This is a genomic window from Dietzia sp. CQ4 (genome assembly GCF_014145125.1).
In the GTDB taxonomy this organism is placed as follows: domain Bacteria; phylum Actinomycetota; class Actinomycetes; order Mycobacteriales; family Mycobacteriaceae; genus Dietzia; species Dietzia natronolimnaea.
Genome location: NZ_JAALDZ010000166.1, coordinates 1 through 24,131, shown reverse-complemented (window position 1 = coordinate 24,131; position 24,131 = coordinate 1). Strand labels below are relative to the sequence as shown.

Here is a 24,131-nt window from a genome sequence, read left to right as displayed (position 1 = left end):
ACGCGGCGCCAGTCGGCGCCCAGCTCGGCGGCCACCAGGTCGGCGAGCTCGGTGTCGGGGTCGGCCTCGGCGAGCAGGTCCACGGCCTCGGGCTCGAGATGCCCCAGACGGGTGAGCACGCCACGCGCGGCCCGGGCCAGGACGCCGTCGGTCCCGGTGATCTCGTCGGCGAACTCGGTCAGTGCCGCGGAGTCGACGACCCCGCCGCCGCCGGCTCCGGAGGACGGCATGGCCACGGCCACGCCGTTGGCCGCTCCGACCGAGCGGACGGCCGCGTCGATGAGCTCGTCCAGCCCGGCCACGTCCTTGACGCCCGAGGCGTCGAGCGTCGCCAGGTCGCCGCCGCGGATCGAGGCGCCGTCGCGGGTACCGAGGGCGATCTCGGCGGTGACGTGCTGGGCCCAGCCGGTCCCGAGCTCCCAGGGGCCGGTGACGCGCTCGGTGATGTACGCGGCCCGCTTACCGGTGCGGCCAAGGACCGCACGCAGCGCCTCGCCGACCGCGTCGGACAGGACGGGGCCGAAGGGCGAGTAGCCGCGGGCCAGGCGCGAGACCTGGTCGGACAGGGTCGGGAAGTCCGCCTCGGCCGCGCCGTCGATGGCGCCCAGGCTCAGCTCCGTGCCCAGGTCCAGCAGCAGCTGGTTGCGGCGCGAGGAGACGCCGTCACACAACGTCTCGATGGAGTCACCGGGCGCGATCTGCTCGGGACGGACCTTGGTGCGCAGCGCCACCAGCATGCGGGTGGCCGCGGGGGCGCCGAATTCCAGGTCGTCCGGGCGGGGTGCGCCGGGGGCGGCCTCGGCTGCCGCCGGGGTGGTGGATCGGTCCGCACCGGCCGTGCCGGGGGTGTTGACGGCCGGTGCGGGGTCTGTGGGGGCCGCCTGGTCGGCGGCCGGGGTGGTGGACTCGGTGGCGTCCACCGAGTCGTCGTCGTCGACCTCCACGCTGGGCGGCAGGGTGCCGTACAACGCCGCCGAGTCGCGCTCGACGTTGAGTACCAGGGCGCGGGGGCCCCGGTGCGTGGGCAGGTCGAGGGTCTTGGAGGCGAGGTTCGCCACGGTCGGGGCGTTCGCCACACCGACCTCGACGAAGCACTCGATGCCGAGTCCGCCGCGCTCCACGGGCGTGAAGAGCAGCTCCTGGGTCTCGATCCAGCGGACCGGGCTGGCGAACTGCCAGGCCAGCAGCTCGACCAGGAGGAGGCGTCCCAGACGCGTCGGGGTGGCGGACCAGGAGTCCCAGTCGGCCAGGACGTCGGCGAGGGAGTCGGCCGGCACGAGGTCGGCGATCTCCTGCACGAAGTCACGCTCGAGGCTGAACAGGCGCGGGACCAGGTTGGGGATGTAGCGGCCCACGAGCACCGAGATGTCGATGTCGTGCGGGATCAGCGCGTCGAGGGTGGCCCGGAAGTCCGGGACGCCGCCGCGCAGGACGGTGGAGTGGAAGGGCACGTCGATGCCCGGCACCAGGATGAAGGCGTTCTTGCCCCCGGACCGCTCGAGCTCACGCTCGACGGCCTTCTCCAGCGCCTTGCAGCCGGCGACGGTGCCGGCCAGCGCGTACTGGGATCCCGCGAGGTTGTAGTTGACGATCTCGATGAACTCACCCGAGTCCTCGGCCACGGCGGCCACCCAGTCCACGACCTCGTCGTCGCCGATGCCCATCTGCGACGGCCGGATCGCGGCCATCCGGTAGTCGGACCGGCCCTCGGAATCGCGCGGGACCAGCTCGTGCATGGTCGCTCCGCGCTGGAAGACGATCTCCAGCAGCGGCTCGAGCTCGAGCGTGCCGGAGATGGCCGCCAGAGCGTCGTACTCGCCGATCGAGTGGCCGGCGAAGTAGGCACCGTCGATGAACAACCCGTCGGCCTCGAGCTCGGCGCGCTGCGCCACCGCGAGGCACGCCATGGCGACCTGGGTGAACTGGGTGAGGTAGAGCACGCCGTCGGGATGCCGGTGGACGGTGCCACGGACGGTCACCTCGGTCGGGTTCTCACGGACCAGCGCGAGGATGGAGAAGCCGAGGGCCTCGCGGGTGTGCGCGTCGGCGCGGTCCCAGATCTCGCGGGCGGCCGGGCAGCGGGTGCGTCCCTCCATGCCCATCCCCTTGGCCTGGATGCCCTGGCCGGGGAAGGCGTAGACGGTGCGCGGGGCCTCGGTCAGGGCGGTGGCGGCCATGACGGTGGCACCGTCGACCGTGCACGTGACCTCGAGGACCTGGCCGCCGGCGAGACGGCCGGTCTGGACGGCACGGACCTTGATGTGGTCGCCCGGTCGGACCGGGGCGAGCATACGGGCGGTCCAGCCGGCGATCCGCAGGGCGGGGGTCTTCCCGTCCGAGGCCTGGACCGCGTGCTGCGCGGCGGCCGAGAGCCACATCCCGTGGACGATCACGCCGCCCAGGCCGGCGAGGTCGGCCGCGGTGTCGGAGACGTGGATGGGGTTGTGGTCGCCGGAGACCAGCGCGAAGGCGGTCATGTCGTGCGGCGCGATGAGCGAGGTGGACACCCGCTGCTGGCGGCTCGTCTCGGCCGGGGTGACCGACGCGCCCTCGGGGTTGACCAGGGCACCTCCGGCGGGGCGGGGATCGCCCACCTCGGCACCACCGGTGCGGCCACGGATCGCGAACCGCTCCGAGAGGGTGCACAGCGGGGACTGCGAGCCGTCGGCGGAGACCGAGGCGACCTCGACCGACACCTCGACGACACGTCCGAGGTCGGTGTCGCGGACGTCTCCCGACCGGGCGACGACGACGAGGTCGGTCGACCGCTCGGGGAGCGCGGAGTGCATGCGGACCCCGTGGTCCAGATGGACCAGGTCCAGCAGGCCCTCGACCACGGTTCCGGCGCCGCGCGGGCGACGCGCCTGCCCGAGGACCGCGAACACGGCCGGCCACGCCGCACCCACGAGGGCGTCCGGGACGCCGTCCGAGGTGATGAGCGGGGTGGGCAGGCTGCCGGCGGTGACGCCGGTGTGGTCGGAGGCGAGGGTGGGCTCGAAGGTGAACCGGGCGGTGGCGACACCATCGGCGACCTCGGGCAGGGCCTCGATCGCGGTCCCTCCGGCTCCGCCACGGCCCACGCCGGCTGCGGTGCTCAGAAGGGTGCGCATGGCGGCTTCCGCGGCGGCGTCGGTGACGACCGGTGCGGCGCCCGTGGCCACGGAGTCACCCAGGGTGATCGTGATGGTCATCTCGGTCGGACCGATGGGCAGGGTCAGGTCGACGGTGCGCCCGTCCGCGGCCGGGGTCAGCACCGCGCCGGAGACCGGGTGGTGGCCGATGCCGTTCGAGTCGATCTCCCAGGCGTGCAGGACGCCGAGACGGTGGACAGGGCTCACCACGAGGCGGCCCGCCCACGAGACGTCGGGGGCGTTGAGCACGTCGGCGACCGGGCCCTGCTCGGTGGTCAAGGTGCCGCGGCGGCGGCTGCTCACTGCCTCCGTGGTGGGCAGGTAACCGCGGACGCGGTCGACGGTGGCGGACTCGAACCGGTCGAGCAGCTCGCCGACCGGCTCGTCGACCCGGGTGATCCCGGCGACGGCGGTGGTGCCGGGGATGACGCACACGGCGTCGGCGCTGTAGCGGGCGTCATGGGCCTGCCACAGCGAGTCCGAGCGCCACCAGCGACGGACGTCGCCGTCGATGACGGGGACGAACGGGACGGGCTTACCCGGCATGCGACAGATGTCGAGGAACTCGGCGGCGTCGGCGGGGTGGAGGGTCGCGGTGGCCAGGTCCGGGTAGCGGGCGGCGAGTGCGTCGACGACCTCGGTGGGGCGCTCCATCGCCTCGACGCGGGGGAAGGCCGAGAGGATCCGACCGGAGTCCGCGGCGTCCAGCCGGGCCTCGGTGCGCTGCACCATGCGGTGGAAGCGCTCACGGATGGTGGGGTCGAGCCAGACCGAGCGGGCACTGTCGGCGGTCGCCTCGGAGGCGGTGCCGGCGGCAGGTGCGGAGGCGAGCGACAGCTCGGCGAACCTGCGCAGCCACTGCTCGTAGGTCATGGTGTCGAGGTCACCGAAGTACGGCTTGGCGGTGCCGTTGATCGCGGCGATGATCTCGTCGCGCCGCGCGGCCACGGCCTCGGCGTCGCCGGCGACCTCGTCCAGCAGTCGCCCCGTGCGGGCGGCCGTGTTGTCGATCTCGTGGATGTCCGCGCCGAGCTGGCTGCGGCCGGAGGCCATCCCGCCCTCGGCCTGGCCGGCGCCCACCCAGTGGTCCACGCCGACGGTGTCCACGAGGAGCTGCTTGACCTGCGGGCTGGTGGTGGCCTCGAGCGTCGCCATGGCGGCGGTGCCCACGAGGATGCCGTCGACGGGCATGGCCGGGTAGCCGTGGGCGTTGGCCCAGGATCCGGTGAGGTAGTCGGCGGCCCGCTCCGGGGTGCCGATCCCGCCGCCGACGCACAGGACCACGTTGGGCCGGTCGCGCAGCATCGGGTAGGTGGCCAGCAGGAGGGCGTCGAGGTCCTCCCAGGAGTGGTGGCCGCCCGCGCGCCCGCCCTCGACCTGCACGATCACGGGCATATGGGGTACCTCGGCGGCGATCCGCACGACCTGGCGGATCTGCGCAACTGTGCCCGGCTTGAAGCTCACGTGGCGCAGTCCCGCCTCGGTGAGCTCCTCGATGAGGGCCACGGACTCGTCCAGCTCGGGGATGCCGGCGGTGACGATCACGCCGTCGAACGGGACGCCCGCGGCGCGGGCCTTCTGGACCAGTCGCTTACCGCCGACCTGCAGCTTCCACAGGTACGGGTCGAGGAACAGGGAGTTGAACTGCGCGCTGCGGCCGGGCTCGAGGAGCTCGGTGAGGCGCTGGGTGTTCTCGGCGAAGATCGGCTCGGTCACCTGACCACCGCCGGCGAGCTCGGCCCAGTGGCCGGCGTTGGCCGCGGCCGCGACGATCTCGGGGTCCACGGTGGTCGGGGTCATCCCGGCCAGCAGGATCGGCGAGCAGCCGGTGAGGCGGGTGAACGACGTCTCCACGTGCACGCTGCCGTCGGGCAGGGTGATGAGCTGGGGCTGGTACGCCGTCCACGGGCGCTCGATCGACGGGGTGGCACCCGGCGTGAAGAGGTTGCGCAGCCCGCCGCGGGTGGCGGCGGCGACCACACCGACGCCCTGGCCGCGGACCACCGAGCGGTTGAGGCGGGTCAGGGCCTCGCCCGGGCCCATGTCGAGGATCCACTCCGCGCCGGAGTGCAGGGTCTCGGCCATCTCCTCGACCCAGTCGACGGGCTCGGCGAAGACCTGGCGGGCCAACGCGGCCGCGCGGTCGGCGTCCAGGCCACAACGGGCCGCCCAGTCGGACACGATGTCCACCGCGGGGGCCATCGCGGGATGGTGGAAACCGACCTCCACCTCGAGGGGGTCGAAGACGGGGGCGAAGACCTCGCCGCCGGTGAGCTTGGCCTCGCGACGGCGGCGGGACTCGGCCTCGAGGTCCGCGCAGTGACGGCGCAGGTCCTCGAGATCGTCCGGACGGCCCACCACGACGTGACGGCGCTGCGCGTTGCGGATGGAGACGGTCGGCCGCAGTGCGGGGTCGACCGCGGAGAAGACCTCGTCGACGAGGGCGCGCAGTCGCGCGCCGTCGATGCCCGACACGCCGACCATGGGGCTGGCCTCGCCACGGCGGAACAGGCCCGTGCGGCGTCCGATCAGGGTGGCGGCGGCGCCGATGAGCTCGGCCATCGCCAGGAGGCGGTCGTCGATCGACCCGAAGGTCTCGACCGATTCCACGGCGAGGATGCCCTGGGAGTGTCCGACCACGGCGGCGGGGGCGGTGTCGTTGACGTCGAAGCCCTCGGCGGCGAGCGCGCGGACGGCGCCCACCTGGGTGAGCAGGACGGCCGGCAGGGAGACGGCGGCGGAGGAGAGCGACGCCTCGTCGGGGAGGTCACCGTGGTCCTCGTCCTCGCCGGTGGTGGTGTTGGCCCACTCGATGGGGCGGAAGCCGTGGGGCCGGACCACCGCGATCTCGTCGTGGACCGGCTCGGTGAGGGCGACGGAGGAGTCGACGAGGTCCTGCAGTTCGGGACCGATCCCGGTGCCGTCGATGAGGTCGCTCAACGCGTCGCGCCACGCGATCCCCTGTCCCCCGAAGGCGAGGGCGTAGGCGGTGCCCTCACGCAGGTCGTCCGCGAGCGCGCGGGCCTGGCGGCGGGCCGCGTGTCCGGTCTCGAGCGGGCGGGGTGTGAGGTCGCGGTCGTCGATCGTCACGTGTGGAACTCCTTGGCAACTTCGTCTGGGACATCTCCACGCCGAGACCAGTTGCTGGTCCGACGCAGGGCACAGACTGCCACAGGAAGTTGAGGGAGCCCTCAGCTTGAGGGGGTACGGCCGTCCGTTCGGGGGTTAGCCGAGGGGGCCGACGCGTGAGCCCGATCACAATACGGAGCTGATGGTTCCCTCATATACACAGGTGAGGGGCACCTCAGGTTTCGGGGTATCCATGTTACCGAATCGTTATCTCGTTCTCAGGGGTGATCCGCCAGACGACGGCGTGTCGCCGTCGCCTCCCACACCCCGGCACAGCCGTCAGGCGCCGCACCGGAGAACGGCCATCATCTCGGCGTCGAGACCCTCGGTGGGGCACAGGTCGACGGCCAGACGGCGCGGCCCGGACGACCACTCGACGTGGGCCGTCCGGACCTCGTCGCCGACGGCGATCGTGACCAGTCCGCCGATCCCCGGTTGCTCGTCGGGCGCCAGCCCCCCTCGTCCGACCGTCTCGACGGCGGTCACCTCGGCGACCGTCGCCGGACCCGGAGCGGGGATCAGACGCACCTGCACCCTGGTGCCGTCGAACGCGCCGACCCAGGCCGCCAGCATCCCCGTCCCGTCCGCGCGCAGGTCGAGGGTGTACCCGTGCGCGAACCACGACCCGGTCTCGCGGACCACCTCGGCGGGAGAGGGCACGGGGGCTGCCGACGTCGGGGTGGCGACGAGGGTGGACACCCCCGCCATAGACGCCACGAGCGCGACCGCGGCCAGCGCGCGTCCCGCTCTCCGTCTCACCTGCATTGTCCTCATGAAGTCACTGTAGTCCCGCCAGTAACACGATCAGGTGCCACGAATGCGTCGAAATGGTCACCAAAACCCCAACCCGCCGACTAGATGTTGGGAGTTGTGGGGACCACACCTATCTTCGTTCCGTCACACCCGGCGGATCCGCCGCCCGATCGCCCGACAAGGAGCCGACCATGACCAGCCCGCCCACCCAAGGTGGGGTGACACCGAGAGAGACATTCTCCCGTCGCTCCGTCTTCGTCTTCGCCGCCATCGGCTCCGCCGTCGGCCTCGGCAACATCTGGCGTTTCCCCTTCGTCGCGTACGACAACGGTGGCGGCGCCTTCCTGCTCCCCTACCTCGTGGCACTGCTCACCGCGGGTCTCCCGCTGCTGTTCTTCGACTACGCCATCGGGCACCGCTTCCGCGGTTCCGCCCCCCTGAGCTTCCGACGGATGAACCGCTTCGCCGAGCCGATCGGCTGGATCCAGGTCCTGGTGTCCTTCGTCATCGCGGTCTACTACGCGGTGATCATCGCCTGGGCGGCCTGCTACGCGTGGTTCTCCGTCGACGAACGCTGGGGGCAGACGTACGAGGAGTCGGCCACGTTCTTCGCCGAGGACTTCCTCCGCGCCGGCAGCGGGTTCGGGATCGACTTCGTCCCGGGCATCGCGCTCGTCCTGGTGGTCGTGTGGATCGTCACGCTCGGGGTCCTGCTCGCGGGCGTCCAGAACGGCATCGGCCGGACCGCGCTGCTCTTCGTCCCGCTCCTGGTGGCACTCTTCGCCGCCCTCGTCGTACGTTCGCTCTTCCTCGACGGCGCGATGGACGGCCTCAACAACTTCTTCACCCCGGACTGGGGCGTGCTCACCGAGCCGAGCGTGTGGATCGCGGCCTACGGTCAGATCTTCTTCTCCCTCTCGGTCGGCTTCGGCATCATGCTCACCTACTCGTCCTACCTCAAGCGCAAGTCCAACCTCACGAGCTCCGGCCTGGTCGTGGGCTTCTCCAACTCCGCCTTCGAGGTCCTCGCGGGCATCGGCGTGTTCGCCACGCTCGGCTTCCTCGTCTCCACGTCGGCGGGCGCGGGCTGGGAGGACGTCGGCGGCGGTCCGGGTCTGGCGTTCATCGCCTTCCCGGCTCTGATCTCGCAGATGCCCGGCGGCCCCATCTGGGGCGTGGTCTTCTTCATCTGCCTCATCCTGGCCGGCATCACCTCGCTCATCTCGATCGTCCAGGTGGTCATCTCGTCCTTCCAGGACAAGATGGGCAGCAGCCGCACCGTCTCGGTGCTGGCCGTGGGCATCCCGATGGCGGTCGCCTCGATCCTGCTCATGCCCACCGAGACCGGGCTGCAGAACCTCGATGTGATGGACAAGTTCGTCAACAGCCTCGGCATCGTCGGCATCACCCTCATCGCCCTCATCGTGGTGATCTTCGTGATGCGGCTGGCCCCCACACTGCGCGACCACCTCAACTCGGTGTCCTCGTGGAAGGTCGGCACGTTCTGGATCGTCTGCCTGGCGGTCATCACGCCGATCGTCCTGGGTTACGCCCTGATCCGCGAGATCATGTCCCTCGTCTCCGAGCCCTACGAGGGATACGACGCCGCCATCCTGGGCGTCTGGGGCTGGGGCATGATCGGGACCATCCTCGTCCTGTCGATCGTCCTGTCGGCCCTGCCCTGGCGGGGGGCCCGCCAGCTCGACGGGCCGCCGAGCGTCGACGACGACCCGAGCGACTACAGCTACGAGGAGGGACTCACCCGTCCCGACGAGAACCCGGCTCCCACCCACACGCCCAAGGAGGCCTGAGCCATGGACGCTCCCGCGATCATCATGATGGTGCTGTTCCTGCTCGTGATCTGGGGCGGACTCGTCGCCAGCATCGTGCACTACGTCGGTCACCCCGACGACCCGGAGGGGGCCACAGCCCGTCCCGCGCGCGAACTCTGACCTCGCGCCGCACGACCTGATCGCCGGCCCCGGCGTCCGCACACCACAGCGGCGCCGGGGCCGGGGTCGTCGAGGCGACCGGACCCGTGACCTCTTCGTGTTCCGAACAGCCCTTCCGGGCACGTCTGATCTGCTATTTTCGCACGATCGACCGACCGGGACCCGCGATGACTCCTCCTCCTCGACCTTCGAACCGACCCCTGTGGCTCGTCCTCGCCGCGGTCGCGGCAGCGATCGCCGTGGCCGGTCTCGTGACGGGCGTGGTCCTGCCCCGCGGCCCGGTCACCACAGTCCACTCCGTGACGATGCTGCTCGTCTGCCTCGGACTCGGCGCCGCGGCAGGCGCTTTCTCCGCCACCCGCTGGGTCACTCTCGTGGCACCGGTCGCCTTCCTGACCGCCTTCGAACTGGCACGGATCCCGGCGCAGGGGCCCACTGTCGACGCGGTCTACCTCGGCAGCATCTACGGGGCGATGGCACTGGTGGTCGGGCGGGGCTTCGACCTGCTGGTGATGGGCCTCCCCCTGGCGGTCGGCGCCCTGTGGGGGGCCGCGGCCGGCCGTAGGCGACGCGCCGTCACCGGGCCCCGGCGGTCGGTGGCGAGCCGGCGACTCCGTGCACTCGGAGCGGTCCTGGTGACCCTGCCCGTGGTCGTCCTCGCCGTCGCCCTGCTCCGCCCGGCGTCGACCGCCCCGATCAGCGGACCCGACGGACGCGAACTACCGACCAGTGTGGCCGAGCTGATCACCCTCCCGGTCGGCGGTCACGAGCAGGCGGTGATGCTCCGGGGCCACGACCGCGACGCCCCTGTGCTGCTGTTCCTGGAGGGCGGGCCCGGCGGCACGGCCATCGGGGCGATGAGGGCCTCCGGAGAGCCCCTGGAGGAGGACTTCGTTCTGGCCGTGTGGGATCAGCGCGGGACCGGCAAGTCCCTGTCCGCGCTGGAACCGACGGACACACTGACTGTCGAGCAGATGATCTCCGACACGCTCGAGGTCACCGACCACCTGCGGGAGCGGTTCGGGCAGGAGCGCATCTATCTGGTGGGCAGTTCCTGGGGCTCCACCCTGGGAGTGCTCGCCGCGCAGCGCGCACCGGAGAAGTACCACGCGTTCATCGGCACCGGGCAGATGGTCGACCAGCAGGAGACCGACCGCAGGATGTACGCCGAGACCCTGGACTGGGCCGAGCGGGCCGGCCAGGACGACTTCGCCCGGCGCCTGCGGGACAACGGCCCACCCCCCTACGAGGACATGCTGGCCTACCCGGACGCCCTGTCCACCAATCCCGAGTACCGGGAGTTCCCGCACGGACAGGACTACGACCCGGCGTCGGCGTACCCCGCCAGCCTGTTGGCCCCGGAGTACACCCTCACCGAACAGATCCGCGGCATGGGCGGGATCATCGACACCTTCTCGGTCCTCTACCCGCAACTGCAGGACATCGACTTCCGCCGGGACGTCCCCCGGTTGGACGTCCCGGTGTTCGTGGTGCTCGGCGAGTTCGAATCCCCGGGCCGCTCCGACCTCGCCCGGGAGTGGTTCGAGGTGCTGGACGCCCCGGTCAAGGAGTTGGTGGTCTTCCCCCGATCCGGACACACCCCGCATCTGGACGAGCCGTCGCGATTCCACGACTTCATGACCGGTGTCGTCCTCGCGGGGTCCGCCGCGGGACGCTGACGGTCAAGTGGCCGGGTCCGTCCCCACCGCGGCAGTAGCCTGGTGACCATGGAGACCGAGGGCCGCGACGCCACCACCACAGAACCCACCGGCAGCGCACCCGTCGAGGTGCGCCACCTGATCCAGCAATGGAAGCGCCTCGACGAGCTCCTCGCGGGACTGAAGAGAGACGACTGGGCCGCACCCACGGCCCTCCCCGGATGGACCGTCCGCGACGTGGTGGCGCACATCGCCGGAACGGAGCACCTGCTCTCGGGCGAACCGGTACCGGACGTCGACCTCCCGCCCTCGGCAGACGAGTACGTCCGCAACCCCATCGGGGAGCTCAACGAGAAGTTCGTGCAGGAGGCCCGTCCGCTGGCGGTCGAGGACGCGTTCGCGGACTTCCGGGAGGCGGTGGCCGAGCGCACGGGACAGCTCGCCGAGATGACCCCGCAGCAGTTCGAGGCCGAGTCCGACTCCCCCGTCGGTCGCGTCCCGTTCCGTCGCTTCATGGGCGTGCGCGTCTTCGACTGCTGGATCCACGAGGACGACATCCGCCACGCCCTCGGCATGCAACACCACCTCGGCAGCGGCCCGGGGCGGTTCGCCCTCGACGAGATCGTGCGCTCCCTCCCCCGGACCGTGGGCAAGAAGGCCGGCGCCCCGGACGGCGCCCGCGTCCGGTTCCGGGTCACGGGTGAGTCCGACACCGATCTCCCGATGGCCGTCGACGTGATGGTCGCCGGCCGGGCGGGACTCGTGGACGTCGACGACTCCGCGCGGACCACGGTCGAGCTGGTGTTCGACACCCCGACCTTCGTCCGTGCGGCGACCGGCAGAATCACCGCCGAACCCGGCAACGGCGTGGAGATCAGTGGCGACGAGGACCTGGGCAGGAAGATCCTCGGGTCGATGGCCTTCACCATCTGACAGGCCCGTGGCGACTCCGACGGGGCCGGTGCCGAATCGGGCAGAGCCGTTGCCCGCGGCCGTTGCGCACATCGTGGTGATGGGGGTGTCCGGGGCCGGTAAGTCGACCGTCGCCCGCGCGATCGCCGAGCGGACGGGTGCCCTGTTCCTCGACGCCGACGACCTGCATCCCCCCGCCAACCGCCGGAAGCTGGGCGCCGGCGAGCCGCTCACCGACCTCGACCGCGGGCCGTGGCTCGACGCGGTCCGGGACAGGATGCGGGAGCGGGAACGGGAGGGGGCCCGCACCGGCCCGGACCCCGGCGTCGTCGTCGCGTGTTCGGCACTGCGCCGCGCCTACCGCGACGTCCTCCGGGACGTCGACCGGCCGGTGTTCTTCGTCGAACTCGGCGCCGACCCGGAGCTCCTCGCCGCCCGCCTCGCCGCTCGACGCGGGCACTTCGCATCCCACCGGATCCTCGAATCGCAGCTGGCCACCCTGGAGTCCCTGGGCCCGGACGAGGACGGGATCACCTGCCCGATCGCGCTTCCGGTCGAGGAGATCGCCGACAGGGCCCTCGCCGCGCTCCGGAAGGACCGTCGTCGGTGAGCCGGCGGTGAGTCCGCGGTGAGTCGGCGGTGAGGTCGCACCGACCCGGTGGACCGACCACGGTCCCGCGACCGTTCCGTGGACGCCCCGGTGGTCGTACGTCAGACTGGGAGCCAGGCCGCCTGTCGACCCGACCCCGGAAGAGGACCCCAGCCTCCATGGAGCATCTCCGACACTTCGCCCAGGAGTTCCGGAATGCCCTGAGGAACCTGTTGCCCATCGTAGCCGTGGTGGTGGCCTTCCAGCTGCTCGTCTTCCGCCGGATGCCCGAGGACCCGCTACAGCTGGTCGCCGGTCTGCTCATCGTGGGGGTGGGGATCGCCCTGTTCCTCCAGGGCCTGGACCTGAGCGTGTTCCCGGTGGGCAAGAACCTCGCCAACCAGTTCACCCGCCGCGGGGCCCTGGGGCTGCTGCTCACCTTCGGCTTCGCCATCGGATTCGCCGCGGTCGTGGCCGAACCGGCCCTGATCGCGGTGGCGGAACAGGCCGAACTGATCAGCGAGGGCCGGATCGACGGCGTCGTGCTGCGGGTCGTGATCGCCGTGTCCGTGGGTCTCGTCCTGGTCCTGGGGATCCTGCGCGTGCTGCGGGGGTGGGCGGTCCACCGGATCCTCATCGGCGGTTACGTGGTGGTCCTGGTGGCCACGTTCGTGGCCCCGCCGGAGATCGTGGGCCTGGCCTTCGACTCCGGCGGGGTGACCACCAACGTCGTGACCGTGCCGTTGATCGCCGCGATCGGGATCGGGTTGGCCAACTCGATCCGGGGCCGCAGCGCGCTCACGGACGGCTTCGGCCTGGTCGCGCTGTGTGTGATGGTCCCGATGATCGGGGTGCAGCTCTACGGGATGTGGGTCTACACCTTCGGCGGTGGCGGAGGTACGCCCACCACGGGGTCGGACCAGGGCTCCACCCCGCTCTGGCTGGAGCACGTGGTGGGTCTGGCGGAGATGGTCCGCGACGTGGCGCCCATGGTGATCGTCGTCCTGTTCTTCCAGTACGTCGCGCTGCGCCGCAAGCTGTCCCACCCGCTGCGCGTGGCCGTGGGGTTCGTCATGGTCCTGGTGGGGCTCTACGCCTTCGTGGTGGGCCTGAAGATGGGGCTCTTCCCGCTGGGCACGCAGATGGCCGAGCAGCTCATCGACCGCGGCGTGCCGGCGCTGATCCTGCTGTTCGCCCTGCTCATCGGGTTCGCCACCACCATGGCCGAGCCGGCCCTGGTGGCCATCGCCGACCAGGCCGAGAACGTCTCGCCGGCCGGGATCAACGCCACCGCCATCCGCCTGGTCGTGGCCACGGGGGTGGCGGTCGGAATCGCGCTGGGGGTGTACCGCATCCTGTCCGGCGGGCCGCTGCACTACTTCATCATGGTCTCCTACGCCGTGGTCATCGTCCTGGTTGTCCTGGCCCCGAAGTACATCGTCGCCCTGGCCTTCGACCTCGGCGGGGTCACCACGTCCGAGGTCACCGTGCCGCTGGTCACCGCCCTGGGCATCGGACTGGCCAGCGCCATCGACGGCCGCAGCGCGCTGCTCGACGGCTTCGGCCTCATCGCCTTCGCCTCGATCTTCCCGATCATCTCCGTCCTGCTCTATGCCATCGCCCTCGAGAGAGTCCCCCGACTGCGGAAGGAATCGACATGAAATTCACGGCCGTCGTAGTGATCGCCCCCCCGGAACTGGAGGACACCGCCATCGAGGTCGCGCAACGTGCCGGGGCGACCGGGGTGACGATCCTGGAGGGCAAGGGCATCGGTGCGCAGCAGAAGAAGACCTTCTTCGGCCTGACGTTCGAGGGCTCCCAGTCGGTCCTGCTCATGGTCGTGGGCACCCACCTGGCCACCCCGATCCTCAAATCCCTGCACGAGATCCTGGTCGACGGGGACAACTCCCACGGCATCGCCTTCAACGTCCCCATCGAGCACCTCACCGGGATCGACCCCCGGCAGCTGGTGAAGTTCGAGGAGTACATGCGCCGGGAGAACACCTGAACCACGCCCACCCGCTCCCCCGCGCACGCCCCATCCCGCCCGTACAACCCAGGAGGACCCCCAATGCTCACCGTCCAACAGGTCATGGTGCCCGAGGTGATCACCATCTCCCCCTACGCCACCCTGCGCGAGGCGCTGTCGATGATGCGTTCCCACAGGGTCAAGAGCCTCGTGGTCGACCGCCAGCACCCCCACGATGCTTACGGCCTGCTCAGCTACAACGAGCTGCTGCGCGCCATCGTCGTCGAGGAGGGCGACGTGGACCTGCTCAACGTCTACGACGCCGCCGTCAAGCCCGCCATCACCGTGGGAGAGGACCTGTCGGTGAACCAGGCCGCGGCCATGATGAGCCGGTTCCACCTCAACCGCCTGGTCGTGGTCCGCGGCAACGACCTCATCGGTCTGCTCACGATGAACGACATCCTCGCCCGGCTGATCGACGAGCTCGACTGAACCGCGATCTGTGCGGTGCGCCCGGGGAGACTTGAACTCCCACGTCCGTAGACACTGGAACCTAAATCCAGCGCGTCTGCCAATTCCGCCACGGGCGCCCGCCCGGGGGTGCCGGGCGAGGTGAGCTTACCGCGCCGTCGGCGGTATCGTGGAGGGGTGTCCGACACCCTGAGCGACCGCACGGTCGGAGGCGACCCCGCCTCCGGTCCGCCGGTCTCGACCAAGGTCAGGCACCGCCCCTCGTGGATCGCGTTCGTCGTCCTGGGTTCGATCTTCTGCCTGGGGATGGGGTTCTGGCAGCTCGCCCGCTACCAGGAGGCCACGGGGACGGTGCAGAACCTCGGCTACACCTTCATGTGGCCGTTCCTGGCGGGGTTCCTGGTCTACGCGTACCTGAAGTACGTGCGACTGGAAGCCGACGAGGCCGAGTCGGCCCTCCCCGCGGCCGGTGTCGACGGGGATGAGGGTGACGACGACGAGGTCGACGGCCACCCCGACGCTCCGCCCCTGCGCCGGGGTTCGCGCAGGCAGGAGATCGTCACGGAGATCCCCGCGGATCTTCTGCCCCGGCGTCCCGCCGCGGAGGCCCGGACCGGAGATGAGGCCCTGGACGCCTACAACTCATACCTCGCCGAGCTGGCCCGTCAGGACGCGGCCGCCGGCGACCGTCACCAGGAGAGACACACCACATGACCGTCGCAGCCACCCCGGAGACCGACGACCGCAAGCCGGATCCCGACGGCAAGGTCCGCGGGGCGCTCGCCCGGTACCGCGTCCTGGCCTGGATCACCGGCGTGTGGCTGCTGGTCCTCACGGTCGAGATGATCTACAAGTACCTGATCCTGGAGAACTCCTCGGACGCTCCCGACTGGTTCACCTACATCGGACAGGCCCACGGTGTCTTCTACATCTTCTACCTGTTCATGACCCTCGACCTGGCGATCAAGGCCCGGTGGCCCGCCTCCCGCACCCTGCTGACCGCCCTGGCCGGGACGGTCCCGTTCCTGTCGTTCTGGTTCGAGCACAAGCGGACCCGGGACGTCCGGGCCGAATACGCGGTATGAACCGGCGCCGATCCGAGCCGGTCAGTCCGTCCGGCTGCGCTCGGCGAGCTCCCGGAGCGCCGGCACGAGCGCCCGCAGGGCCCGGCCGCGGTGGGAGTCGGCGTCCTTCTCCCCCGGTGTGAGTTCCGCCGCGGAGCGGTCCGACCCCTCGGGCAGGAACAGCGGGTCGTAGCCGAACCCGCCCTCGCCGCGCGGATCCCGGAGCACGTGTCCGGCCCACCGCCCCTCCGCGACCCGCTCGACCGGATTCTCCGTCGACGTTTCCGGGTCCACCGCCGGGTCAGCCGCCGAGTACACCAGGGCGCAGCTGGAGAAGAAGGCCGCGCCACGGCGGTCGTCGGGCACATCAGACAGCTGCGCCACCAGGAGCGCGTTGTTGGCCGCGTCGTCGCCGTGACGGCCCGCCCAGCGCGCGGAGAGCACGCCCGGCATCCCGTTCAGCGCGTCCACGGCCAGCCCGGAGTCGTCGGCCAGGCACGCCAGGCCCGTCGCCCTCCACCCGGATCTCGCCTTGATCAGAGCGTTGTCCTCGAACGTCGCGCCGTCCTCCGGCTCCTCGGGGAACTCCGGCACCTCGTCCAGGCCGACCGGCTCGATGCCGACGATCCCCTCGGACTCCAGCACGCGGCGCAGCTCGGCGAGCTTCTTGGCGTTCCGGCTCGCGACCAGCAGTCGCACGGTCACGGCTGGCGCCCCGCGGTCCAGGCGGCCGGAGGCGCGGGCAGCTCACCCGGGTAGGGGGCGGCGAGGGCCTCGCGCTGCAACTCGAACAGCTTGTCGCAGCCGGCCTGCGCGGAGTCGAGCATCGCATCGAGGGTGTCCCGCCCGAACGCGGCGCCCTCGGCCGTCCCCTGGACCTCGACGAGCTGCCCGGCGTCGGTGCAGACGACGTTCATGTCCACCCCGGCGCGCGAGTCCTCCTCGTAGGGCAGGTCGCACAGGACCCGCCCGTCCACCACGCCGACGCTCACGGCCGCCACCGCGGACGTGAGCGGGTTTCCGGTGACGGCACCCTTCGCCTTGAGCCAGGTCACCGCGTCCGCGAGCGCGACATAGGCCCCGGTGATGGCGGCCGTCCGGGTACCGCCGTCGGCCTGCAGGACGTCACAGTCCAGGGCGATGGTGTTCTCCCCCAGCGCGGACAGGTCGATGCACGCGCGCAGCGACCGGCCGACCAGCCGGCTGATCTCATGGGTGCGGCCACCCACCTTGCCCCGCACCGACTCGCGCCCCGAGCGCTCGTGGGTGGCGGCGGGGAGCATCGCGTACTCCGCGGTCAGCCAGCCCAGGCCCGACCCCTTGCGCCAGCGCGGCACGCCCTCGGTCACACTCGCCGTGCACATCACGCGGGTCTGTCCGAAGGTCACGAGAACCGAGCCCGCCGGGTGCGAGGTGAAACCCCGCGTGATGGTCACGTCGCGGAGGTCGCCGTCCGCGCGTCCGTCTGCTCTGCCGTCAGTAGATGAGGTCACGCCCGCCGATACTAGCGGCCGGCACCCGGAGACCGGGCCTCGGACACCGGGCCCCGGAACCCGACGCTCAGACCTCGAGCCTGAGATCAGGCTCCGCCAACAGGACCTCGCCGTCGAACTGCGCGGCGGCCTCGGCGCGCACGGCCTCGCGGTCCGTCCACGGGGGGATGTGGGTCAGCACCAGACGGCCCACCCCGGCCAGTCGGGCGGTCCGGCCGGCCTCGGCACCGGACATGTGGATCCCCGGGGGGCGGCCCTCCTCGTGGGTCCACGAGGCCTCGCAGAGGAACACGTGGGCGCCGGCCGCGAGTTCGACCAGCGAGTCGCAGTAGGCGGTGTCACCGCTGTAGGCCAGGACGCGACCGGACTCCGACGTCAGGCGCATCCCGTAGGACTCCGGCGGGTGATCCACCCGGTCGGCCCGCACGCGCAGGCCCACCTCGCCGTCGTCGCCCGTTATCTCCACGTCGGGCGTGACATCCCACGACCCCACCTCGAAGGTGTCCGACAGATCGTCCACCGCCCCCGGTTCCTCCGCCGAGGCGACCCCGATCCGGTACGCGGTCCCGGACGGCCCGATGAGCGGGACCCGGACCGCGCGCTCGGCCTCCGGACCGTAGCGCCGCAACACCAGCAGGCCCGGGACGTCCAGGCAGTGATCGGCGTGGAGATGGGACAACAGGATCGTGGCGTCCTCCGGCGCGATGTACCGCTGCAGAGCCCCCAACACCCCGGGCCCCATGTCGATCACGACCGGGGCGACCCCCTCGACCTCCACCAGATACCCGGACGCCGGCGAGGTGGGTCCGCCGATACTCCCCGAGCAACCCAGGACAGTCAGAAACATGGGCACCATCGTGCCACGGCCGGCGCGAGGTCGCCCGGAGTGTGCCCCGGCGGGCGACCGGGAACCGGCCCGCGGGGAGGGATCACACCGCCCCCGCGAGGCCGACCGACACGAGACCGGGTCCGAGGAACCGGGACGCCACCCTTCGGAAGCTGTCCGGGTCACCGGTCACGAGGTACTCCCGCGTCGCCGGATCCGCCGCGTCGTGGGGGCGCAGCAGGTCCGCGGCGGTGAGCACGCGCAGCACGTCCTTGGCGGTCTCCTCGGCGCTGGAGACCAGCGTGACGTGATCGCCCACCGCGAGCTGGACCACCCCGGACAGCAGGGGGTAGTGGGTGCACCCGAGGACCAGGGTGTCCACGTCCGCGTCCCGGATCGGCGCGAGGTACGCCTCCGCCAGACCCAGGACCTGCCGACCGCTGGTGATCCCGCGCTCCACGAACTCGACGAACTTCGGGCACGCCACCGAGGTCAGGTGGACCCCGGCCGCCGCGGCCACGGCGTCGTCGTAGGCCAGCGACGCGACCGTGGCGCGCGTGGCGATCACCCCGATGCGGCCCGAGCGCGTGGTGGCCACCGCCCGCCTGGCCGCCGGCTGGATCACCTCCACCACCGGTACCGGGTAGCGCTCGCGCGCGTCCCGCAGCATCGCCGCCGAGGCGGTGTTGCACGCGATCACCAGAGCCTTGACCCCGCGGTCGACGAGGGAGTCCGCGACCGCCAGGGCGTGCTCGCGCACCCGGGCCAGGGGCAGCGGCCCGTACGGACCGTTGGCCGTGTCCCCCACGTAGATCAACGACTCGTCGGGGAGCTGGTCCATGATCGCCCGGGCCACGGTGAGTCCACCCGCCCCCGAGTCGAACACCCCGACCGGGGCCAGTGGATCGGGAGACGTCACCTCGGCGAACCGGCGTTCCGCCGCTGCCCGGCGGTGACCGCCTGTGGCGTCCGGTCGCGTTTGAGTCCGTACGCCGAGAGGACCCCGCCGATGGCCCCGCCGAGGTGACCCTGCCAGGACACGCCGTCCAGCATCGGGGACAGTCCCGCGAGCGCCTCGAACCCGTAGTAGAAGCCGATCACCAGACCCACGACCAGGTGCAGGAACCGGCGGGAGAACAGACCCCGGACGATCACGTAGAAGATGTAGCCGAACACGATGCCGGACGCCCCGATGTGCACGGTCCCGGTGCCGCCCAGGACCCACGACACGACACCCGAGGCCAGCCACGAGATGAGCGTGACGCTGATCAGGGGCCGGATCCCGGACATCGCGATGATCGATCCCAGGACGAGCAGGGCGATCGAGTTGCCGATCAGGTGCGCCCAGTCCCCGTGGAGGAAGGGTTGGAAGATGATGCCGGGGAGCCCGTCGGTCGAGAGCGGACGCACCCCGTAGCCGTCGAGTCCCTGCGGGGGCCCGATGGTGGCCTGGATGACCTGGTCGGCCGCCTCGACCACCCACATCAGTGCGACGAACGCGAAGAGCAGGATCAGTGCCGGCCAGCGGCGCGGCCCCTGAGGGACGGGCCGGGCGGTCTGGACGCCCCCCGCCCGGAACGTGCGTGGATCTGGATTCACCGTGTTCTCCTCACTTCCCGGTCAGAGCGGTGCACAGGGAGTCCTGCATGAAGGTCAACCAGTGGTAGACGTCCAGGTGCGCCGACCTCGGGTCGTCCTCCGCGACGAACTCGGGGATGTCGGTGGCCGGGACGCCGTCCACCGCCCCGGCCTCGAGCAGCAACGCGCCCAGGCCGAGCCTGACGTCGTTGAGACACCCCATCCAGGCCTGTGCCTGCTCGGGGCTGAGCGAGACCGTCCCCCCACGCGCCGGGAGGGACCTGAGGACCGTCGACGCCGCCGCGAGCTTGACGTCGATGATCTCCGGCTCGTGGATCATGCGCATGCCCGAGTTGTGTGCGCGGGCCACCGCGGCGGCGTCCGCGTCGGATCCCCCACCCGGCTCGGGCCGGTGGAAGTCGGGGAGCAGGCGGGCGAGCGGGGCCTCGACGGGGAGCTCGGAGTGGCCGCTGCGCATCCCGGTGATCTCAGCCAACTCGTCCCTCGGCGCGGAGTCGCGCCGCTGCTCGAGCATGTCGACGATGTTGGACACCAGGGCGTGGAGGATCTGCACCTCGTGACCCTCCATGACCGCCTTGACCCGGGGGCCGGTGAGGGAGGACTTGCGCTGCCAGGCCTTCACGGGCTCAGACCTCCCGCTGCATGGTGGCCCACAGTCCGGCCTCCTGCAGCTTCCGGACGTCGTTCTCCACCTTGTCCCGGCTCCCGGACGAGACCACCGCGCGGCCGTCGTTGTGGACCTTGAGCATGAGCTCGTGCGCCTTCTCCCTGCTGTAGCCGAAGACCCGCTGGAACACGAAGGTCACGTAGCTCATCAGGTTGACCGGGTCGTCCCACACCACGGTGAGCCAGGGACTGTCCACCCCGGCGTCGAGCTCGGTGTCCGTGGCTTCCACGGGCGCGGCCGACGGCATCGCCATCACGGGGACGACGCTCCGGTCGTCCGCGATCTGTGTGGTCACGGTGTGCATACGGCCAAGGATACGGATTACCGCCGGGTCGGCCACGCCGTAGAGTCAGCCGGGTGACCGCGACCGCGCCGACGCGCGCCCCTCACCCGCCGGGCCGTCCGTCCAGCGCACTGCTCACGGACAAGTACGAGCTCACGATGATCCGGGCCGCACTGGCCGACGGGACCGCCGACCGCCCCTGTGTGTTCGAGGTGTTCGCCCGACGGCTCCCGGCGGGTCGCCGGTACGGCGTCGTCGGCGGCACGGGCCGACTCCTGGAGCGGCTCCGGGACTTCCGCTTCGGTGAGGAGGAGCTCGCGGTGGTGGCCGACTCCCTCGACGAGCGGACCCTCGGGTGGTTGCGGGATTTCCGGTTCACCGGCCACATCGACGGGTACCCCGAGGGCGAACTGTTCTTCCCGGGATCCCCGGTGCTGAGCATCCGGGGCGGGTTCGCCGAGTGCGTGCTGCTCGAGACCCTGGTCCTGTCCGTGCTCAACCACGACAGCGCGATCGCCTCCGCCGCCGCGCGCATGACCGCGGCGGCCGACGGCCGACCGATCATCGAGATGGGGTCGCGCCGCACCCACGAGGAGGCCGCGGTGGCGGCGGCCCGCGCGGCGTACCTCACGGGGTTCGCGTCCACCTCCAACGTCGAGGCGACCCGGCGGCACGGGGTCCCCTCCGCCGGCACGTCCGCGCACGCGTTCACCCTGCTGCACACCGGACCGGACGGCCCGGACGAGGCGTCCGCCTTCCGATCCCAGGTGGCCACCCTCGGTGTGGACACCACCCTGCTGGTGGACACGTACGACATCACCCGCGGCGTGGCCACGGCGATCGAGGTGGCCGGGCCCGGGCTGGGGGGCGTCCGGATCGACTCGGGCGACCTCGGGATGCTCGCCCGCCAGGTCCGTGTCCAGCTGGACTCCCTGGGCGCCCACCGGACCCGGATCGTTGTCTCCGGAGATCTCGACGAGTACGCGATAGCGGCCCTGCGGGCCGAACCCGTCGACGCGTACGGGGTGGGAACCCGGCTGGTGACCGGCTCCGGCGCCCCCACCGCCGGGATGGTCTACAAGCTCGTCGAGGTGGACGGCATACCGGTGGCCAAGCGGTCCGCGCACAAGGAGTCCCTGCCGGGCGCCAAGCGCGCGGTCCGGCTGCACCGGCGTTCGGGCACCGCGGTCGAGGAGGTGCTCCTGCCGTGGGCGGGTTCCCTGCCGACCGACCCGGGTCTGGAGCAGCGGGACCTGATGGTCCCCCTCATGCGCGACGGCGACACCGCGGCCGACCTGCCGACCCTGGCCGAGTCGCGGGCGCTCCACGAGTCCGCGATGGTGACCCTGCCGTGGGAGGGTCTGGCCCTGAGCGAGGGCGAGCCGGCGGTCCCCGTGCGGGTGGTGCCGCCCGGACCCCGGCGCTGATCCGCCCGCCTCCGACGCAGCCGATAGGGTGACCGGGTGACCGACTCGCTCCCGACCGTCTCCGACCTGCTCGCCACCGCGGTCGAGAGCCTGGGCGGCAGCGAGCGCGCGGGCCAGGTCCGTATGGCCGAGGCGGTGGGCAACGCCCTGTCCACCGGCGAGCACCTCGCGGTCCAGGCCGGCACGGGCACCGGCAAATCGCTGGCCTACCTGGTGCCGTCACTGCGGCACGCCGTGACGACCGGGGGGACGGTGGTGGTCTCCACCGCCACGATCGCGTTGCAGAACCAGCTGGTGGACCGCGACCTCCCCCGGTTGGCCGCCGCCCTGAAACCACAGCTCGGTGTCACCCCCTCACACGCGATCCTCAAGGGCCGCGGGAACTACCTGTGCCTGCACCGCGTCTCGTCCGGCCCGGTCGACGAGGCCGATCCCGACGAGGTGGTGTCCGAGGAGCTGTTCGACCTCCCGATCGGTGGCGAATCCACCGCCGCCCGCACCCCCCGCGAGGCCTCCCCGCGCGACTCCGGGCCCGGCTCGCGACTCGGCCAGGAGATCGCCCGGCTGCACGACTGGGCGCAGGACACCGAGACCGGCGACCGGGACGACCTGCCCCGCGGGGTGTCCGACGCGGCGTGGCGCCAGGTGTCGGTGACCAGCCGCGAGTGCCTGGGGCAGCTGTGCCCCGAGTTCTCCGAGTGCTTTGCCGAACTGGCCCGGCAGGAGGCGGGACGCGCAGACGTGGTGGTGACCAACCACGCCCTGCTCGCGATCGACGCCATGACCGACGTCTCCATCCTCCCCGAACACGACGCGGTGGTGATCGACGAGGCCCACGAGCTGTCCGACCGGGTGACCGGCGTGACGACGGCGGAGCTCACCGGTGCGGCCGTGATCCAGGCGGCCCGCCGCGCGGCCAAACTCGTCGATCAGCAGACCGCCGATCGCATGGTGGCGGCGGGCGAGGGTCTGGCGAGCCTGCTCGAGCTGTGTCCCGAAGGACGCTGGGACCTCCTGCCCGAGGGCGCCGACCTCGCGCTGGCCGCGGTCCGACACACCACCGAGAACTGCCGGAGCGCCGTTCCCGGCCCCAAGCCCGGCGAGGTCGCGAACGATCCCCAGGGCGCCTCCGACCGGCAGAAGACCCTCGCGGCACTCGACGAGGTCGCCGACGCGGCCGACCGGATGCTCTCCTCCTACGAGCGCCCGGTGACCGAGCGTCTGGAGATCGTGTGGATGAGCGAGGAGGACCGCCGCGGCCGGATCCTGCGCGTGGCCCCGCTCTCCGTGGCAGGGCTGCTCCGGGCGCGGCTGTTCGCCGAATCCACCGTGATCCTCACCTCCGCCACGCTCACGACCGGCGGGAAGTTCGACGGTCTGGCGGCCACCTGGGGCCTTCCGCCGGCCTCGTCCGCTCGTCCCGACCCCGCGACCGCCGTCGCCCTGGAACCGCCATCCGACGACGACGCCGGCAGTCTCCGCTGGACCGGGCTGGACGCCGGGTCGCCCTTCGACTACCGCCGCAACGGCATCCTCTACGTGGCCTCGCACCTCCCGGCGCCCGGCAGGGAGGGCGCCTCCCCCGAGGCGGGAGACGAGTTGATCGACCTCGTCACCGCCGCCGGGGGACGCACCCTCGGGCTCTTCTCCTCGATGCGCGGGGCCAGGGCGGCCGCAGAGCTGCTGCGCGAGCGGCTCGACACCCCGGTGCTGTGCCAGGGCGAGGACTCGACCGCCAACCTGGTGGCGCAGTTCGCGGCGGACGAGGAGACCACGCTGGTCGGCACCCTCTCGTTGTGGCAGGGCGTCGACGTTCCCGGGCGGTCGCTCTCGCTCGTGGTGATCGATCGCATCCCCTTCCCGCGGCCGGACGACCCCCTGCTCTCGGCGCGTCAGCGCGCGGTCGGGGCCCGCGGTGGCAACGGCTTCCTCGCCGTCGCCGGCAACCACGCTGCGCTACTCCTCGCCCAGGGGGTCGGGAGGCTCCTGCGCCGTACCGACGACCGGGGCGTCGTGGCGGTCCTCGACTCCCGGTTGGCGACCGCTCGCTACGGCGGTTATCTCCGGGCCTCTCTGCCACCGTTCTGGCAGACCACCGACCGGGACGTGGTGATCGGCGCCCTCGAGCGGCTCCGCGGCGCCTGAGACCGCCGCCCTGCTCCCCCAGCCGCGCGCGCAGCCGCTCCAGCGCCTGCTCCCCCAGCCGCG

The 24,131-nt window shown here is 71.7% G+C and carries 21 protein-coding genes and 1 tRNA gene; 12 read left to right on the top strand and 10 right to left on the bottom strand.

The genetic code is table 11. The annotated features are described in order from the left end of the window. The coding region (locus tag G6031_RS10470; protein WP_182653220.1) for a fatty acid synthase subunit beta domain-containing protein at window positions 1–6,221 on the bottom strand (6,221 nt) is incomplete at its 3' end. 318 nt (window positions 6,222–6,539) lie between these two features. Then, complete coding sequence (locus tag G6031_RS10465; RefSeq protein ID WP_241734092.1) at window positions 6,540–7,034, bottom strand: hypothetical protein; 495 nt, start codon at window positions 7,032–7,034, stop codon at window positions 6,540–6,542. Window positions 7,035–7,204: 170 nt separating this feature from the next. On the opposite strand from G6031_RS10465, the gene G6031_RS10460 reads away from it, so the two are divergent. The 8 genes from G6031_RS10460 (at window position 7,205) to G6031_RS10425 (ending at window position 14,585) form a co-directional block, all read left to right on the top strand. After that, window positions 7,205–8,824 carry a sodium-dependent transporter gene (locus G6031_RS10460; RefSeq protein WP_182616459.1) on the top strand — a complete coding sequence of 540 codons (1,620 nt, stop codon included), beginning with the start codon at window positions 7,205–7,207 and terminating at the stop codon, window positions 8,822–8,824. A gap of 3 nt (window positions 8,825–8,827) precedes the next feature. Then, window positions 8,828–8,965 carry a methionine/alanine import family NSS transporter small subunit gene (locus tag G6031_RS10455; RefSeq protein ID WP_179524862.1) on the top strand — a complete coding sequence of 46 codons (138 nt, stop codon included), beginning with the start codon at window positions 8,828–8,830 and terminating at the stop codon, window positions 8,963–8,965. Between the two features lie 167 nt (window positions 8,966–9,132). Next, a complete protein-coding gene (locus tag G6031_RS10450; protein ID WP_182653219.1) occupies window positions 9,133–10,644 on the top strand; it encodes an alpha/beta hydrolase in 1,512 nt (503 codons plus the stop codon). Window positions 10,645–10,692: 48 nt separating this feature from the next. Next, window positions 10,693–11,556 carry a maleylpyruvate isomerase family mycothiol-dependent enzyme gene (locus G6031_RS10445; RefSeq protein WP_179524860.1) on the top strand — a complete coding sequence of 288 codons (864 nt, stop codon included), beginning with the start codon at window positions 10,693–10,695 and terminating at the stop codon, window positions 11,554–11,556. Between the two features lie 28 nt (window positions 11,557–11,584). After that, window positions 11,585–12,145 (top strand): gluconokinase, GntK/IdnK-type, encoded by a 561-nt coding sequence (locus tag G6031_RS10440; RefSeq protein ID WP_347238478.1) that lies wholly within the window; start codon window positions 11,585–11,587, stop codon window positions 12,143–12,145. A gap of 158 nt (window positions 12,146–12,303) precedes the next feature. Continuing rightward, window positions 12,304–13,785, top strand: a complete 1,482-nt coding sequence (locus G6031_RS10435) for a DUF1538 domain-containing protein (RefSeq protein ID WP_182653218.1) — start codon at window positions 12,304–12,306, stop codon at window positions 13,783–13,785. Beyond that, entirely contained in the window at window positions 13,782–14,132 is a 351-nt protein-coding gene (locus G6031_RS10430; protein WP_182610538.1) for a transcriptional regulator, read from the top strand. Before G6031_RS10435 ends, G6031_RS10430 begins: the two co-directional genes overlap by 4 nt. A gap of 63 nt (window positions 14,133–14,195) precedes the next feature. Continuing rightward, window positions 14,196–14,585: a CBS domain-containing protein gene (locus G6031_RS10425; RefSeq protein WP_179524858.1), complete on the top strand. Its 390-nt coding sequence runs from the start codon at window positions 14,196–14,198 to the stop codon at window positions 14,583–14,585. 16 nt (window positions 14,586–14,601) lie between these two features. Here the strand turns inward: G6031_RS10425 and G6031_RS10420 are convergent. Beyond that, window positions 14,602–14,683 (bottom strand) — tRNA-Leu (locus G6031_RS10420). Window positions 14,684–14,741: 58 nt separating this feature from the next. Between G6031_RS10420 and G6031_RS10415 the strand changes: the two genes are divergently transcribed. Both G6031_RS10415 and G6031_RS10410 read left to right on the top strand, forming a co-directional pair. Beyond that, window positions 14,742–15,278, top strand: coding sequence for a hypothetical protein (locus G6031_RS10415; RefSeq protein ID WP_179524850.1), 537 nt, complete (start codon window positions 14,742–14,744; stop codon window positions 15,276–15,278). Further along, window positions 15,275–15,649 (top strand): DUF3817 domain-containing protein, encoded by a 375-nt coding sequence (locus G6031_RS10410; protein ID WP_179524849.1) that lies wholly within the window; start codon window positions 15,275–15,277, stop codon window positions 15,647–15,649. Before G6031_RS10415 ends, G6031_RS10410 begins: the two co-directional genes overlap by 4 nt. A 21-nt stretch (window positions 15,650–15,670) precedes the next feature. Here the strand turns inward: G6031_RS10410 and G6031_RS10405 are convergent, their stop codons facing one another. The 7 genes from G6031_RS10405 to clpS form a co-directional block, all read right to left on the bottom strand. Beyond that, the gene (locus G6031_RS10405) at window positions 15,671–16,333 is read right to left on the bottom strand and encodes a non-canonical purine NTP pyrophosphatase (protein ID WP_179524848.1); all 663 of its coding nucleotides are present in this window, start codon (window positions 16,331–16,333) and stop codon (window positions 15,671–15,673) included. Beyond that, a complete protein-coding gene (gene rph / locus G6031_RS10400) occupies window positions 16,330–17,121 on the bottom strand; it encodes a ribonuclease PH (protein WP_182653217.1) in 792 nt (263 codons plus the stop codon). Before rph ends, G6031_RS10405 begins: the two co-directional genes overlap by 4 nt. Before the next feature lie 67 nt (window positions 17,122–17,188). Further along, a complete protein-coding gene (locus G6031_RS10395; protein ID WP_182653216.1) occupies window positions 17,189–17,968 on the bottom strand; it encodes an MBL fold metallo-hydrolase in 780 nt (259 codons plus the stop codon). 82 nt (window positions 17,969–18,050) lie between these two features. Further along, the gene (gene murI, locus G6031_RS10390) at window positions 18,051–18,866 is read right to left on the bottom strand and encodes a glutamate racemase (protein ID WP_179524845.1); all 816 of its coding nucleotides are present in this window, start codon (window positions 18,864–18,866) and stop codon (window positions 18,051–18,053) included. After that, entirely contained in the window at window positions 18,863–19,546 is a 684-nt protein-coding gene (locus G6031_RS10385) for a rhomboid family intramembrane serine protease (protein ID WP_179524844.1), read from the bottom strand. Before G6031_RS10385 ends, murI begins: the two co-directional genes overlap by 4 nt. A gap of 10 nt (window positions 19,547–19,556) precedes the next feature. Further along, window positions 19,557–20,168 (bottom strand): DUF2017 domain-containing protein, encoded by a 612-nt coding sequence (locus G6031_RS10380; protein ID WP_179524843.1) that lies wholly within the window; start codon window positions 20,166–20,168, stop codon window positions 19,557–19,559. A gap of 4 nt (window positions 20,169–20,172) precedes the next feature. After that, entirely contained in the window at window positions 20,173–20,460 is a 288-nt protein-coding gene (gene clpS / locus G6031_RS10375) for an ATP-dependent Clp protease adapter ClpS (RefSeq protein WP_241730494.1), read from the bottom strand. Window positions 20,461–20,570: 110 nt separating this feature from the next. Between clpS and G6031_RS10370 the strand changes: the two genes are divergently transcribed. Together G6031_RS10370 and G6031_RS10365 are read left to right on the top strand one after the other, a co-directional pair. Further along, window positions 20,571–21,923 carry a nicotinate phosphoribosyltransferase gene (locus tag G6031_RS10370; RefSeq protein ID WP_182653215.1) on the top strand — a complete coding sequence of 451 codons (1,353 nt, stop codon included), beginning with the start codon at window positions 20,571–20,573 and terminating at the stop codon, window positions 21,921–21,923. A gap of 36 nt (window positions 21,924–21,959) precedes the next feature. After that, complete coding sequence (locus G6031_RS10365) at window positions 21,960–24,068, top strand: ATP-dependent DNA helicase (RefSeq protein WP_182653214.1); 2,109 nt, start codon at window positions 21,960–21,962, stop codon at window positions 24,066–24,068. The last annotated feature ends 63 nt before the right edge of the window (window positions 24,069–24,131 follow it).

Coding starts and splice junctions, on each gene's coding strand:
- G6031_RS10465 (WP_241734092.1), bottom strand. CDS start 7,034: ATGAGGACAATGCAGGTGAGACGGAGAGCGGGACGCGCGCTGGCCGCG.
- G6031_RS10460 (WP_182616459.1), top strand. CDS start 7,205: ATGACCAGCCCGCCCACCCAAGGTGGGGTGACACCGAGAGAGACATTC.
- G6031_RS10455 (WP_179524862.1), top strand. CDS start 8,828: ATGGACGCTCCCGCGATCATCATGATGGTGCTGTTCCTGCTCGTGATC.
- G6031_RS10450 (WP_182653219.1), top strand. CDS start 9,133: ATGACTCCTCCTCCTCGACCTTCGAACCGACCCCTGTGGCTCGTCCTC.
- G6031_RS10445 (WP_179524860.1), top strand. CDS start 10,693: ATGGAGACCGAGGGCCGCGACGCCACCACCACAGAACCCACCGGCAGC.
- G6031_RS10435 (WP_182653218.1), top strand. CDS start 12,304: ATGGAGCATCTCCGACACTTCGCCCAGGAGTTCCGGAATGCCCTGAGG.
- G6031_RS10430 (WP_182610538.1), top strand. CDS start 13,782: ATGAAATTCACGGCCGTCGTAGTGATCGCCCCCCCGGAACTGGAGGAC.
- G6031_RS10425 (WP_179524858.1), top strand. CDS start 14,196: ATGCTCACCGTCCAACAGGTCATGGTGCCCGAGGTGATCACCATCTCC.
- G6031_RS10410 (WP_179524849.1), top strand. CDS start 15,275: ATGACCGTCGCAGCCACCCCGGAGACCGACGACCGCAAGCCGGATCCC.
- G6031_RS10395 (WP_182653216.1), bottom strand. CDS start 17,968: ATGTTTCTGACTGTCCTGGGTTGCTCGGGGAGTATCGGCGGACCCACC.
- clpS (WP_241730494.1), bottom strand. CDS start 20,460: ATGCCGTCGGCCGCGCCCGTGGAAGCCACGGACACCGAGCTCGACGCC.